Here is a 14,649-nt window from a genome sequence, read left to right as displayed (position 1 = left end):
TGATAATAAACAAAAAATAACTAGGAGGATCAAAAATGTACGTTGTGGATAGTGTTGGTAGAGTCACTTATCCATCTAACTTTGCAAATAATTTATGGAGTGGGCAAACGCTAAAAAGAGGTGATCGAAATGATTATGTGAAAACGCTGCAATCTTGGCTTTACAAAGCCGGATTTAACCCTGGGGGAATTGATGGAGTTTATGGAGCAAATACAGAGAAGGCTGTGAAGGAATTTCAGAAGAAGGTGGGAATTACAGCCGATGGTATTGCAGGAAAGCAAACATATAATGCCTTGATTCAAATTAAAAATAATGATATCACAGGACAGAAAGATAGAGTGGAAATTTCTCAAGAATCTAGGCAACGTTTTGAGAATCAGTATAATATATATAATACATCAAAAACCTTGTTTACTAGTGCAACTAGTTGGACTAAATCAGCAGTTAGCTGGTTACAGAAAGCTGGAGAGTTTTTGCTTGATGCGGCTAAAGAAGGCCTCGATTTTTTAGTACTTGATGATATCCGTACGCTTTTTGATCCGAATTCAAGCAATCCCGAGAAAATTATCTCCCTCATAGGACTTTTTCCTGCAGGAAAAGTAGTGAAAGCGGGAAAGGTTTTTGATTTACTAAAAAGTAACTATTCAGCCACATCATAAAGTGAGCTGAATATTTTTTGCTTTTCCTGTCCATGATGTGAATATTGATAGACAAGGAGGTGAATCGCATGTTGACGGTACAACAAGCTGTATTTACAGTTGAAAGCTTAATCAGCAAAGTCCAACAACAAAAGCAGCTCATTACTCACCAACAACAAGTCATTGAGCAACTGTTGAAAGAAAACAAACAGCTACGCAAAGAAAATGAACAACTGAAGTACCGTGTTCAAGAGCTGGAAGCACGCACGAAAAAAAACAGCTCCAATAGCCATTTGCCCCCATCTTCTGACCGTTTTGCCAACACACGTTCTTCTCGTCAACCATCTGGCAACAAGCCAGGCGGACAAGAAGGACATCAAGGAACGACGCTCCGTCAAGTGGAACATCCACATCATCGTGTCGTCCACCGTGTGCATACGTGTCAAGGATGTGGGGTTTCTTTGCGTGACGTCAAACCGTTCAAAGTCGATATCCGTCAAGTGTTTGATGTCCCTCCTGTGGCGATCGAGGTGACACAACATGAACGTGAAGTGAAATCGTGTCCGCATTGTCGATGCGTGCAACAAGCCGAATTCCCATCCCATGTCACGAATCATGTGCAATACGGTCCACGCCTTACTGCGCTCGTTGTTTATTTACATCATATCCAATTGATCCCGTACAAGCGTTTAAGTGATACAATCGAAGCGTTATATCAACACTCGATTAGTACAGGAACCCTTGCCAATATGGTGAAACGAGGACGCGAAGCGCTGGAATCAAATATGGACATCATCGAAGACGCCTTACTTGAATCCAACATCCTGCATGTCGATGAAACGAGTTTGCGCATCAATGGGAAACTCGCATGGGTGCATGTCGCGTGTACATCGAGATATACATACTTGGCTTCTCACGCTTCTCGTGGAAAGAAAGCAACGGATGAGATCGGGATTCTTCCACAATACAAAGGGACGATGATGCACGATGGGTTCGGTACGTATCCGAAATACACACATGCCACCCATGCCCTTTGTCATGCCCACCATTTGCGTGAGTTAAAAGGATTCATCGAACAAGGGCATACGTGGGCGATGCGCATGACCACGTTTCTGTTAGCCGCCAAGCAAGCCGTCGAAGCCCATCACGGTGCACTTTCCGAAGAAGAAGCGAGACGGTGGGAACGAGTGTATGATCGCATCCTAGAAAGAGCACAACATCGATTGGAAACGATGACACCTCTTCCGAAAAAAGCACTCGCTTTTGTTCGACGGCTTCAGAAACGAAAGGAAGAAGCGTTGCGTTTCTTACGTGAAGTACATGTTCCCTTTGACAACAACCAAGCCGAACGCGATCTTCGCATGGTTAAAGTCAAAGAGAACATTTCGGGTACGTTTCGCGTAGAAACATTCGCCCAGTCTTTTTGTATCACAAGAAGCATCGTTTCCACACTGACGAAACACGAAAAAAACGTGTGGGATTCGTTATGTCTTCTGTTGACGGGTGACACGCTTGATCGCGTTCTTTCTACCACTTAGGGCATTTTCTATTACGGGGATGCCCTATTTGTGTTGCGCTTCTTTACATACTACTATCGGAGTGAATAGTTACACTAAAAAAATACGGTAAAGGTGAAATAGTAGATGTTGTAGCTGGAATGGGAAAGGTTTTAAAGTACAATAGCAGGGCTATTTTAATGGAAGGGAACTCGAAAGAAGGTTGGAAGCATATTGTTGATGGTCATGTAATTGGAAAGAAAGGAAAGACGTTATTTCCAAAGCATATGGGTGAAGGGGAAATTAAAAACTTAATAATGGAGAGTGTAGAAAAAGGAGGAATTCGGACAAAACATCCAGATGGGACAATGGAATATGTATATAATCCCAATAAATATGGTATTAGTGAAATGATTACCATTGTAAGTAAGGATGGAATCATTCGAACTTCCTATCCAACAAAAGGAATAAGTGTAGTTACGAAACAGTAAAAAACGAGGAGGATATATTATGGGTATCAAAATCTCATTAGAGGACTGGGAAGGAGATTGGAGAGAAACACTCAAAAGTGAAAATCTCAATAGTTTTTTTAGTTGTGAAATGTATATGACTGTTCATAACGGTATCGAACAAATGACGATCAATATTGCGACCCTCTATGGCACAGCTTTGCTAAGTATGGCTGTTGGTATTATGGAGATGATAGCCAACAAAGAGAATAAGCCGTTCCGCATCTCTGGATTTGGTTCTGTTTATGATTATTTTTTCATAGTGAAAGGACAACAAATCAAAATCGAAGCCGTAAATGTTACAAATGATGAGGTGGAATCCTTTCTTTTTTATGATAAAACAAAATTTGCTCATGATTTTGTGAAAGCGCTGAAAAACCATTTACAGGAGATTGCACAAATTAACATACGAATTAAGGAACAAGAAACATATAAGCTTCTAGAACAAAAAATGTATACTCTCAATTCCGTGCTTGAGAGTCATTAATAAGATTTTTGTAACTATTCAGCCACATCATAAAGTGAGCTGAATATTTTCTTCTTTCCTTGTCTATGATGTGAATACTGATAGACAAGGAGGTGAATCGCATGTTGACGGTACAACAAGCTGTATTTACAGTTGAAAGCTTAATCGGCAAAGTTCAACAACAAAAACAGCTCATTCATCAACTCGTTCAAGAAAATGAACATTTGCGTCACGAAAACAAACAACTACGCAAAGAAAATGAACAACTGAAGTACCGTGTTCAAGAGCTGGAAGCACGCACGAAAAAAAACAGCTCTAATAGCCATTTGCCCCCATCTTCTGACCGTTTTGCCAACACACGTTCTTCTCGTCAACCATCTGGCAACAAGCCAGGCGGACAAGAAGGACATCAAGGAACGACGCTCCGTCAAGTGGAACATCCACATCATCGTGTCGTCCACCGTGTGCATACGTGTCAAGGATGTGGGGTTTCTTTGCGTGACGTCAAACCGTTCAAAGTCGATATCCGTCAAGTGTTTGATGTCCCTCCTGTGGCGATCGAGGTGACACAACATGAACGTGAAGTGAAATCGTGTCCGCATTGTCGATGTGTTCAACAAGCCGAATTCCCATCCCATGTCACGAATCATGTGCAATACGGTCCACGGCTCACGGCGCTCGTTGTTTATTTACATCATATCCAATTGATCCCGTACAAGCGTTTAAGTGATACAATCGAAGCGTTATATCAACACTCGATTAGTACGGGAACTCTTGCCAATATGGTGAAACGAGGACGCGAAGCGCTGGAATCAAATATGGACGTCATCGAAGACGCCTTACTTGAATCCAACATCCTGCATGTCGATGAAACGAGTTTGCGCATCAATGGAAAACTCGCATGGGTGCATGTCGCGTGTACATCGAAATATACGTACTTGGCTCCTCACGTTTCTCATGGAAAGAAAGCGACCGATGACATCGGGATTCTTCCGCGATATCAAGGGACGATGATGCACGATGGGTTCGTTACGTATACGAAATACACACAAGCCATCCATGCCCTTTGTCACGCCCATCATTTGCGTGAATTGAAGGGTTTCATCGAACAAGGGCATATATGGGCATCGCGCATGACGACGTTTCTGTTAGCCGCCAAACAGGCCGTCGAAGCTCATCACGGTGCGCTTTCCGAAGAAGAAGCGAAACGATGGGAACGAGTGTATGATCGCATCCTAGAAAGAGCACAACACCGATTGGAAACGGCGACGCCTCTTCCGAAAAAAGCACTCGCTTTTGTTCGACGGCTTCAGAAACGAAAGGAAGAAGCGTTGCGTTTCTTACGTGAAGTGCATGTTCCCTTTGACAACAACCAAGCCGAACGCGATCTTCGCATGGTCAAAGTGAAAGAGAACATTTCGGGTACATTTCGCGAAGAAACATTCGCCCAGTCTTTTTGTATCACAAGAAGTATCGTTTCCACACTGACGAAACACGAAAAAAACGTGTGGGATTCGTTATGTCTTCTGTTGACAGGCGACACGCTCGATCGTGTTCTTTCTACCACTTAGGGCATTTTCTATTACGGGGATGCCCTATTTGTGTTGCGCTTCTTTACATACTACTATCGGGGTGAATAGTTACTATAATAGAAGTGGAGGGCACTCATTCTATTAATAGGGAGGTTAAAATCACTTGAAAAATAACTTACTTAAAAAATACCAACAATTAAATATGCCTCATAAGTTTTTAGTAACTGAGGTAGACAATGTAACTATTCAGCCACATCATAAAGTGAGCTGAATATTTTCTTCTTTCCTTGTCTATGATGTGAATATTGATAGACAAGGAGGTGAATCGCATGTTGACGGTACAACAAGCTGTATTTACAGTTGAAAGCTTAATCAGCAAAGTTCAACAACAAAAACAGCTCATTCATCAACTCGTTCAAGAAAATGAACATTTGCGTCACGAAATCAAACAGCTGCGCAAAGAAAATGAACAACTGAAGTATCGCGTTCAAGAGCTGGAAGCACGCACGAAAAAAAACAGCTCCAATAGCCATTTGCCCCCATCTTCTGACCGTTTTGCCAACACACGTTCTTCTCGTCAACCATCTGGCAACAAGCCAGGCGGACAAGAAGGACATCAAGGAACGACGCTCCGTCAAGTGGAACATCCACATCATCGTGTCGTCCACCGTGTGCATACGTGTCAAGGATGTGGGGTTTCTTTGCGTGACGTCAAACCGTTCAAAGTCGATATCCGTCAAGTGTTTGATGTCCCTCCTGTGGCGATCGAGGTGACACAACATGAACGTGAAGTGAAATCGTGTCCGCATTGTCGATGCGTGCAACAAGCCGAATTCCCATCCCATGTCACGAATCATGTGCAATACGGTCCACGCCTTACTGCGCTCGTTGTTTATTTACATCATATCCAATTGATCCCGTACAAGCGTTTAAGTGATACAATCGAAGCGTTATATCAACACTCGATTAGTACAGGAACCCTTGCCAATATGGTGAAACGAGGACGCGAAGCGCTGGAATCAAATATGGACATCATCGAAGACGCCTTACTTGAATCCAACATCCTGCATGTCGATGAAACGAGTTTGCGCATCAATGGGAAACTCGCATGGGTGCATGTCGCGTGTACATCGAGATATACATACTTGGCTTCTCACGCTTCTCGTGGAAAGAAAGCAACGGATGAGATCGGGATTCTTCCACAATACAAAGGGACGATGATGCACGATGGGTTCGGTACGTATCCGAAATACACACATGCCACCCATGCCCTTTGTCATGCCCACCATTTGCGTGAGTTAAAAGGATTCATCGAACAAGGGCATACGTGGGCGATGCGCATGACCACGTTTCTGTTAGCCGCCAAGCAAGCCGTCGAAGCCCATCACGGTGCACTTTCCGAAGAAGAAGCGAGACGGTGGGAACGAGTGTATGATCGCATCCTAGAAAGAGCACAACATCGATTGGAAACGATGACACCTCTTCCGAAAAAAGCACTCGCTTTTGTTCGACGGCTTCAGAAACGAAAGGAAGAAGCGTTGCGTTTCTTACGTGAAGTACATGTTCCCTTTGACAACAACCAAGCCGAACGCGATCTTCGCATGGTTAAAGTCAAAGAGAACATTTCGGGTACGTTTCGCGAAGAAACATTCGCGCAGTCGTTTTGCATCGCAAGAAGCATCGTTTCCACACTGACGAAACACGAAAAAAACGTGTGGGATTCGTTATGTCTTCTGTTGACGGGTGACACGCTCGATCGTGTTCTTTCTACCACTTAGGGCATTTTCTATTACGGGGATGTCCTATTTGTGTTGCGCTTCTTTACATACTACTATCGGGATGAATAGTTACTAGACAATATATTAAAAAAGAAATATAAAGCGGTTGAAGTTCCTGTCAATGAGTTTATAGAGTTTAAAAAAGATCCTTTTGTTGATTATTCAACATTTGTGAAAAGTTACTTTATTCAAAATGAGGAGATTTTGAATAGTTTGTATAGTGAGAAAGAGAAAGCGGACATTGATAGAATGAGAGAGTGTATTCAAGAGATGAGGGCGGCTGGTGAACTTCTTCTTCCGCAACCGAGTGATGAAGATTATGATTTGCAGGTTAGATATACTAATTTTGCAGAGGGAAGACTAATAGCAGTTATTTTAGAAAGTATAGATAGACAATATGTCAGTGGTTTTCAAATGCAAGGTGCAATGTGTGAGAAATTATATCATGAACTAAAGGTATTTAAAGGAATTGATCCAGCAGATTGTGTAGAAGGGAACCCTATTTTGGATGAGTATTTGGAAGCTTTGGTGAAAGCAGGTTATTTACAGGAATAAAAAATGGTAAGAAACTTCGCTCATCTAGAAAAATTACGAAGAGCAGGTTATATTACATGGGAACTCGGTAAACCAAGAACACTAAGAATCTTAAAATTACAAGGCATCAATTAATATGATGCCTTTTTTAAATGCTTCCTAAAGATCAATCTGTATTACAGTAGAGGATACATCTCCCACAGTGTATAATATTTATTAGATATTATAAATTAAACCTCACATTTCGCACCCTCTCGACAAAAATCGGGAGGATTTTTTTATCTTCCTGTCGAATAAAACCTTGGAATACAAGGAAAGCAAAGGAGTTTGCTCATCATGGACGTTCAAATTCGGGCCATTTATGAAAGTTCTTATTTGAATATAATAAGCGCCCTGTTCAAAGATCTTGACCTTCCTCAGTTGATTGATCGTCTCGTTCCCGTGGATCCGCAATGCCAAACTCGAGCCAGCGATATCGTCAAACTAATCGTTCTGGATATCTTGAGCGGCCGGCAAGCGCTCGTTCATTTGGAACAATGGGCGCATGACATCGATTTGCCGAAGCTGATTCGGCCAGGGCTGGAGCCGTCTTGGTTCAACGACGATGCCATCGCGCGTCATTTGGATCGCCTGTATGAGGCGAATATCCATCAAGTCCTTTCGTCTTGCCTCGTGCAGATCTACAAGAAAGAAGGCCTCTCTCTTCGCGTCTTCCACGCCGATACGACGGACAAGACCGTTTATGGCGCGTATGAATCGGCCTCGCCGGATGCCTTGCAGATTACGCATGGCTACAACCGGCATCATCGTTGGCAAAAGCAGATCGGATTTGGGCTGATTGGCAACGAGGATGGCATCCCGTTTTATGGCGATGTACACGACGGCAACCTGCCGGATAAGACGTGGAATCCCGAGGTGTTGTCCCGTGTGCAGAAACAGCTGAAGCAGGCGAAGATCGAAGATGAATGGATTTATGTTGCCGATTCTGCCGCCATGACGAAAGACACACTGGCGCAAACGAAGGCCGCCAACGCCTTTTTGATCACAAGAGGCCCTTCTTCGCTCCGGATCGTCAAAACCGCGCTGGCTAAAGCTGATGCCCAAGACACGCCGTGGAGCGATCCGTTCTCCTTAGCGGAGAAAAACGGAGCCACCTACCGGGTGTGGGAAACGACATCGACGTACGAAGGTCATTCGGTCCGGTTGATCGTCGTTGAATCCAGCGCGCTCGACCAACGAAAAGGAAAGACGCTCGAAAAAGAGCGAAACCAAGAAGCAGAGCTTCTTCGGCAGAAACAAACCCAGTGGGAAAGCCGTCTGTTTTCGTGCCGGGAAGACGCCGAACAAGCCCTAGCGTCTCTAAAGACGTCCCTTCGTCTCCGGTTCCATCGCGTCGAGGCGTCGGTCGAAGCGATCGTGCGTCCGAAAAAACGGCGCGGACGTCCGAAAAAAGGGGCGGAACCGGACATGGAAACGCTGTACGCCCTTCGCTTGAACGTGGAATTCGACCAAGATGCGTGGGAACAGGCGAGACGGAAAGCGTCCCGGTTTGTCCTTGTCACGACAGTTCCGGAGGAATGGAAAGGTCAACCGATGGATGCGAAAGAGATCTTGAAGTTGTATAAAGGCCAAATCTCGGTGGAAATGAACTTCTCTTTCTTGAAAGACCCGTTCTTTACGGATGAGATTTACGTAAAAAAACCGGAACGGGTCGCGGTATTGGGCTATTTGTTTCTGTTGGCCTTGGCGATTTACCGCGTCTTCCAGCGCCGGGTGCGTCAGTTCATCACCCCGGAACACCCATTAAAGGGCGCGGGAGGCCGGAAACTGACCCGACCGACCGGACAAGCGATTTTTCAATTGTTTTGGTATGTCAGAGTCGTCCTGTTGGAACTGCCGGATGGACGAATTCAACGCGCGTTAGGTCAACCGCTCACGTACGAGCAGCGAAGGATTCTGCAAGGATTAGGGATGGACGAGAGCATTTACGTCTAATGGGATAAAGAACGACCAACGATGGTAAAAAAAGGATACCATCGCTTTTGGTGTTGGTTTAAAAGTTATTCTAAAAAACTGAATAAAAAATCCTTTTGTTCCGCCCTACCAAGGTGCGAAATATGAGTTAAACTTTAATACGCAGAAGTGTACAGCGTTTATAGTTGTATCAGTACAATCGGCATTCGACTCTCATGTCCGCATATAAGCATATTAAAGATGAAAAGTTTCGCTACTACATTTTGAAACAAAAGTCGGATGTGTTACAGGCAATGAGGTCGTTTTTCCGGAAAGAAGAATTGAAAACACTCGTTTAAATCCTTGTGTCATGCAAGGTTTTTTTTTGGAGAAAAAACAGTTGACAAACGGGTGGGGGTTTTTGTAATATACTCATAGAGGTAATGGTAATAAATTATTTTTTGAGATTAAAAATACCCTTATGAGTATAGAGAGGTGATAAAAATGAAGCATATATTGCCACAGGAAGTAGATCAACAGTTAAAAGAAGGGCGTGCGCTAAGCATTATTGATGTCCGCGAGGATGAAGAAGTGGCTCAAGGGAAAATTCCTGGTGCTTGTCACATCCCGCTCGGTCAATTACTTGAGCGGATGAACGAAGTGAATAAAGATCAAGAACATATTCTTGTCTGCCGCTCAGGAAATCGAAGCGGTATGGCTTGCCAATTGTTAGAGAGTTACGGATACCGCGTCGTAAATATGACGGGCGGGATGCTCGAATGGACAGGAGAAGTTGAAAAAGGGGAGGGAGTAAAGTGACAATTCACGTAGATTATGTCGTTGATGCGCGTGGACTAGCGTGTCCGATGCCGATTGTTCGTACGAAAAAGGCGATGGAGCAATTACAACCTGGTCAAGTGCTTGAGGTGCAAGCAACGGATAAAGGATCGCTTGCCGATATTCAAGGTTGGGCAAAAAATACAGGCCATCAATACATCGGAACGATCGAAGAAGGGGAGGTATTGAAGCATTACCTTCGTAAGGCGAATCCTACCGAAGTGAAAGTAGAAACAAAATACCCTCATGTCGTCGCTTTAGATGAATTGCAAAGAAAAGTAGAAAACAATGAACAACCGTTTATTTTAGATGTGCGTGAAGAAGCAGAATATGCGTTTGGTCATATACCAGGGGCGTATCATATTCCGCTTGGACAATTAGAAATACGTATGAATGAATTAAACAAAAATGAGACGATTTACGTCATTTGTCGAACAGGCAATCGCAGTGACCTTGCAGCCCAACAATTAGCTGAAAAAGGATTTGCGCATGTATTTAATGTCATTCCAGGTATGACAGAATGGAAAGGAACAATGGTTAAAGGGGGAAATGAATAATGAAAAAACGTGTAGCAATTATTGCAGCAAACGGCGGTTTATTTGATGCATATAAAGTATTTAACATTGCAACAGCAGCTGCGGCAACAGAAGCGGAAGTAGCGATTTTCTTTACGTTTGAAGGACTGAATTTAATTCATAAGGAAGCGTATAAACAACTGCCGTTGCCAGAAGGAAAAGAACAAATTCAACAAGGATTTGCACAAGCGAACGTCCCATCCATTCCAGAACTTGTGGGAATGGCGCAAGAAATGGGCGTGAAGTTTATCGCATGCCAAATGACGATGGATGTTATGGGATTAACAAAAGAACATTTTGTAGACGGCATTGATGTTGGTGGAGCCGTTACATTCCTTGATTTTGCGAAAGACGCTGACATTACATTGACATTTTAAGGAGGGAAAAACATGAAAGCGGATCTTGTTGTTGATGCAAAAGGGTTAGCGTGTCCAATGCCGATTGTTCGGACAAAAAAAGCGATGGATACGTTACAATCAGGTCAAGTGCTAGAAATTCATGTCACGGATAAAGGAGCAAAAAACGATTTATCTGCATGGGCGAAATCGGCTGGTCATGAGGTGATCGACATGATTGAAGAAGGAGATGTACTAAAATTTTGGGTTCGTAAAGCGTAGTGAACATCGGGAATGTTTCCCGATGTTCAATGTAAGGAGTGAGCTAGCATGAGCATAGGTTTTATCGTGACGATTTTTCTCATCGGCTTCATCGGTTCGTTCATTTCCGGCATGGTTGGGATTGGTGGTTCAATTATTAAATATCCGATGTTGCTATATATCCCTCCATTGTTAGGCTATGCGGCATTCAGCGCACATGAAGTATCAGGTATTAGCGCCATTCAAGTATTATTTGCGACGATTGGCGGTGTTTGGGCGTACCGTAAAGGTGGGTATTTAAACAAGACGTTAATTATTTACATGGGAACGAGCATTTTGATCGGTAGTTTCATTGGCGGTTACGGCTCGAAATTAATGAGCGAAGGCGGCATCAATATCGTTTATGCGGTGTTAGCTACTATCGCGGCAATGATGATGTTCGTTCCGAAAAAAGGAATTGACAACATTTCACTTGATCAAGTAACATTCAACAAATGGCTTGCTGCGGCATTAGCATTCATTGTCGGTGTGAGCGCTGGAATTGTTGGTGCTGCTGGTGCGTTTATTCTCGTACCAATTATGCTCGTCGTATTAAAAATTCCAACGCGCATGACAATTGCGACTTCACTAGCTATTACGTTTATTTCATCGATTGGGGCAACAGTAGGAAAAATTACGACAGGTCAATTTGATTTTTGGACGGCGTTCATTATGGTTGTTGCAAGTTTAATTGCTTCCCCGATTGGAGCGAACGTTGGTAAAAAGGTAAATACAAAAATATTACAGTTTATTTTATCAGCACTTATCGTAGCAACAGCTATTAAAATTTGGTTGGATATTTTGTAAAAAATGTTGAAAAGTTCATCCTTCATGTTATAATACTAGTAGGGGTATATAGAATACCGTAACACAAAGGAGGAGTAGTGAGATGAAACAAGTAACTGTATATACAACAACAACATGTCCATATTGTACATTATTGAAAAACTTTTTAGCTGAACGCGGCATCCCATTTAAAGAACTGTAGATGAGCAAATTTACTAACATAAATTTACAACCAAACAAAAAAGAAGACATGAACCCGATTCCTTGGTTAGAATAGATGTGCCAACAAACCATTCACAAGGAGGTTCATGTCTCATGAATAGATTAGCACATCACCAAGGAATCCACAAGTTTTTGACGATGTTGGGGTTGGCCCTTTATTTCTCGAAACCTGTCATGAAGCATCTCGTTCATATCGTGGATGCGATGATTACAAAGGGCTTTTCGGGAACGCTGACCGATCTACATCATGGGAGTTTTCATCCGAACCATCGCACGACACTGAGCCATTTTTTCACGAAAAGCCCATGGGAGGAAGAGACGCTGCTTCGCAAACTCCAACAGTGGGTGCTTCATCGTGTCGAACGCAGCTCGAAACGAGAGAATCAACCCATTTTTGTTTCGATCGATGATACGATTTGCCAAAAAACGAAGCCCTCGTCACGGGCAACACACGCCATTCAAGGGTGTGATTGGCACTATTCTCACGCAGAGAAAAAGTCGATCTGGGGACATTCTCTCGTTTGGCTCATGGTTCATACGATGACCCAAGCGTTTCCTTTTGCCTTTCGCCTCTACGACAAGACGGTGGGGAAAAGCAAAGGGGAACTCGCGATCGAGATGCTTTCTTCGTTGGATGTGAGTCGACCCGTTTATGTGCTCATGGACTCTTGGTATCCATCGAAAACCCTCGTGGGAGCCTGCTTAAAAAAAGGGTTCCACGTCATCGCGATGCTGAAGACGAATCGGATTCTCTATCCAAAAGGGACGGCCATTCAAGCAAAAGAATTTGCCAAATCTATGGAGCCACGGGATACCCGCCTCGTCACGGTGGGAAAAGAGCGTTATCGGGTGTATCGCTACGAAGGCGCTCTGAACGGTCTCAAGGATGCCGTGGTGCTGCTCGCATGGAAAGCCGATCAGCCGATGACGCCGAAACATCTTCATTGCGTCTTGAGCACCGATCGCGAGCTAAGCGATGAAGAGATCTTGCGCTACTATGCTGCACGTTGGTCGATCGAATGTTTTTTCCGTCAAGCGAAAGACCAGCTGAAACTCGATGGATACCGCGTTCGCGGGCGTCGGGCGGTGAAACGGTATTGGATCTTGGTGCAACTTGCGTATGTGTACAGCATGTTCGAGTCTAACAGTGATTTTTCGGATGGGCTCGATCTCCTGCGCAAGAGAAAAGGACATAGCCTCGTGGAGTTCATTTATCGTGCAGCAAAACAAAATATTCCCATTGATACCGTGAAAAAACAGCTCCACGTGGCATAAGGGGTACCCTGTTTGTCTCTTTTTAAATGGTAATTATTGTAACGAAAATTGCTCAACTACAGTAAAGAAGTGAATTTGCATCAACATCCTGAGGCTATTGATTATGTTGTTCGCTCAACTGGACAAATGGGTGTGCCACAAACTGAAATTAATGGACGTTGGGTGATTGGATTTGATCCGCAACGCATTATGCAATTGTTACAACAATAATTTTTTATCTATAAAAATACCCTATAAGGTATAAAAGAGAGGTGGAGAGTATATGGCAGTACATGCATTAACGGCACAGCAAATAAACGAGATGATTGTAAATAAAGAACCGTTTTTCTTATTTGATGTTCGCAATGAGTCAGACTTTGCGGATTGGAAAATTGAAGGGGAACAAATTGAATATTTAAATATCCCTTATTTTGAACTCATTGATGGTGTGGAGCCTGTGTTAGAGCGTTTACCGAAAGATAAAAAAATCGTCGTCGTTTGTGCAAAAGAAGGGTCTTCTATGATGGTTGCGGAAATGCTCGCCGAAAAAGGATTAGAAGTATTTTATTTAAAAGGCGGCATGAAAGCATGGAGTGAATATTTATATCCGGTTGTCGTATATCAAAATGAAGATATGAAAGTATATCAATTCATCCGAGTCGGCAAAGGTTGTCTTTCTTACATGGTCGTATCAGGAAAAGAAGCTCTTATCATTGACCCTTCTCGTTTTATCGATGTGTATAAACAAGTGGCAGAAAAAGAAAATGTAACGATTACTCATATCGTTGACTCGCATCTGCATGCAGACCATATTTCAGGCGGATATGAATTGGCGAAACAAACAGGAGCAAAGTACTACTTAATGAAAAGTGAAGGAGCCGTATTTGAATTCGAGCCGCTTGAAAACCATGATCGCATTGAATTTGAAAAAGTCAGCTTAGAAGTATTAGCGATTAAAACACCAGGTCATACTCCGGGAAGTGTATCGTTCTTCGTAAACAATAAATTGTTATTCTCAGGCGATACCATTTTCGTCAGCGGTCTTGGTCGACCAGACCTTGGTGGAAAAGCGCGCGAGTGGGCAAAAGACTTATACGACACAGTATATAACAAAGTCGCACAAATTGCAGATGATGTCATTGTCCTGCCAGCACACTATGCAAACTTCGATCAAGAAGTGAATGAGCAAGGATATATTGGCAATACGTTAGGAAACATTCGTCAAATGAATGAAATTATGCAAGGGAAAACGAAAGAGGAGTTCGTTGAACATGTGGCACAATCGGCATCTTCTGAAACACCGCCAAACTTTGAAGACATTATTGCTATTAACCGTGGCGTAAAAGATGCTACACAAGAGCAACAACAAGAACTTGAAATTGGTCCAAACCGTTGTGCTGTTCACCATACACACTAAAACAAAATACCCCAATT

The 14,649-nt window shown here is 43.2% G+C and carries 16 protein-coding genes and 2 pseudogenes; all 18 read left to right on the top strand.

The window, feature by feature from the left end; translation table 11 throughout:
- Positions 1–35 precede the first annotated feature (35 nt).
- The 18 genes and pseudogenes from NST18_RS12060 to NST18_RS11975 all read left to right on the top strand — a co-directional run bounded on the left by NST18_RS12060 (position 36) and on the right by NST18_RS11975 (position 14,632).
- Complete coding sequence (locus tag NST18_RS12060; RefSeq protein ID WP_004892256.1) at positions 36–659, top strand: peptidoglycan-binding domain-containing protein; 624 nt, start codon at positions 36–38, stop codon at positions 657–659.
- A gap of 68 nt (positions 660–727) precedes the next feature.
- Positions 728–2,176, top strand: coding sequence for an IS66 family transposase (tnpC, locus tag NST18_RS12055; RefSeq protein ID WP_088223283.1), 1,449 nt, complete (start codon positions 728–730; stop codon positions 2,174–2,176).
- A 119-nt stretch (positions 2,177–2,295) separates the two neighbouring features.
- On the top strand, positions 2,296–2,625 hold the full coding sequence (locus NST18_RS12050; RefSeq protein ID WP_035018890.1) for a hypothetical protein: 330 nt from the start codon (positions 2,296–2,298) through the stop codon (positions 2,623–2,625).
- A 19-nt stretch (positions 2,626–2,644) separates the two neighbouring features.
- The gene (locus NST18_RS12045; protein WP_035018887.1) at positions 2,645–3,130 is read left to right on the top strand and encodes a hypothetical protein; all 486 of its coding nucleotides are present in this window, start codon (positions 2,645–2,647) and stop codon (positions 3,128–3,130) included.
- 101 nt (positions 3,131–3,231) lie between these two features.
- Positions 3,232–4,680 (top strand): IS66 family transposase, encoded by a 1,449-nt coding sequence (tnpC, locus tag NST18_RS12040; protein ID WP_340720647.1) that lies wholly within the window; start codon positions 3,232–3,234, stop codon positions 4,678–4,680.
- A 290-nt stretch (positions 4,681–4,970) separates the two neighbouring features.
- Positions 4,971–6,419: an IS66 family transposase gene (gene tnpC, locus NST18_RS12035; protein ID WP_340721183.1), complete on the top strand. Its 1,449-nt coding sequence runs from the start codon at positions 4,971–4,973 to the stop codon at positions 6,417–6,419.
- A gap of 171 nt (positions 6,420–6,590) precedes the next feature.
- A complete protein-coding gene (locus NST18_RS12030; RefSeq protein ID WP_340721467.1) occupies positions 6,591–6,974 on the top strand; it encodes a hypothetical protein in 384 nt (127 codons plus the stop codon).
- Positions 6,975–7,289: 315 nt separating this feature from the next.
- Positions 7,290–8,948, top strand: a complete 1,659-nt coding sequence (locus NST18_RS12025) for an IS1634 family transposase (RefSeq protein WP_340721135.1) — start codon at positions 7,290–7,292, stop codon at positions 8,946–8,948.
- A 170-nt stretch (positions 8,949–9,118) separates the two neighbouring features.
- Positions 9,119–9,265, top strand: a pseudogene (locus NST18_RS12020) (sporulation protein YhbH); the annotation flags it as partial.
- A 145-nt stretch (positions 9,266–9,410) separates the two neighbouring features.
- Positions 9,411–9,725 carry a rhodanese-like domain-containing protein gene (locus NST18_RS12015; RefSeq protein ID WP_004892241.1) on the top strand — a complete coding sequence of 105 codons (315 nt, stop codon included), beginning with the start codon at positions 9,411–9,413 and terminating at the stop codon, positions 9,723–9,725.
- Positions 9,722–10,300: a sulfurtransferase TusA family protein gene (locus NST18_RS12010; RefSeq protein ID WP_004892239.1), complete on the top strand. Its 579-nt coding sequence runs from the start codon at positions 9,722–9,724 to the stop codon at positions 10,298–10,300. The genes NST18_RS12015 and NST18_RS12010 overlap by 4 nt, the downstream gene beginning before the upstream one ends.
- The gene (locus NST18_RS12005; protein WP_003399177.1) at positions 10,300–10,695 is read left to right on the top strand and encodes a DsrE/DsrF/DrsH-like family protein; all 396 of its coding nucleotides are present in this window, start codon (positions 10,300–10,302) and stop codon (positions 10,693–10,695) included. The genes NST18_RS12010 and NST18_RS12005 overlap by 1 nt, the downstream gene beginning before the upstream one ends.
- Before the next feature lie 12 nt (positions 10,696–10,707).
- Positions 10,708–10,935, top strand: coding sequence for a sulfurtransferase TusA family protein (locus NST18_RS12000; RefSeq protein WP_004892237.1), 228 nt, complete (start codon positions 10,708–10,710; stop codon positions 10,933–10,935).
- A 48-nt stretch (positions 10,936–10,983) separates the two neighbouring features.
- The gene (locus NST18_RS11995; protein WP_004892235.1) at positions 10,984–11,760 is read left to right on the top strand and encodes a sulfite exporter TauE/SafE family protein; all 777 of its coding nucleotides are present in this window, start codon (positions 10,984–10,986) and stop codon (positions 11,758–11,760) included.
- An 82-nt stretch (positions 11,761–11,842) separates the two neighbouring features.
- Positions 11,843–11,938: pseudogene (locus NST18_RS11990) on the top strand (glutaredoxin domain-containing protein); the annotation flags it as partial.
- A gap of 116 nt (positions 11,939–12,054) precedes the next feature.
- Positions 12,055–13,236: an IS701 family transposase gene (locus NST18_RS11985; protein ID WP_088223189.1), complete on the top strand. Its 1,182-nt coding sequence runs from the start codon at positions 12,055–12,057 to the stop codon at positions 13,234–13,236.
- Between the two features lie 48 nt (positions 13,237–13,284).
- Positions 13,285–13,446, top strand: coding sequence for a glutaredoxin family protein (locus NST18_RS11980; RefSeq protein ID WP_340721466.1), 162 nt, complete (start codon positions 13,285–13,287; stop codon positions 13,444–13,446).
- 52 nt (positions 13,447–13,498) lie between these two features.
- Positions 13,499–14,632, top strand: a complete 1,134-nt coding sequence (locus NST18_RS11975) for an MBL fold metallo-hydrolase (RefSeq protein WP_004892231.1) — start codon at positions 13,499–13,501, stop codon at positions 14,630–14,632.
- The last annotated feature ends 17 nt before the right edge of the window (positions 14,633–14,649 follow it).

The sequence above is a fragment of the Anoxybacillus sp. FSL W8-0104 genome (assembly GCF_038004465.1).
Classification (GTDB): domain Bacteria; phylum Bacillota; class Bacilli; order Bacillales; family Anoxybacillaceae; genus Anoxybacillus; species Anoxybacillus flavithermus_G.
The sequence above is the reverse complement of the archived record's forward strand: the minus strand, read 5'-3'. Positions and strand labels throughout refer to the sequence as shown.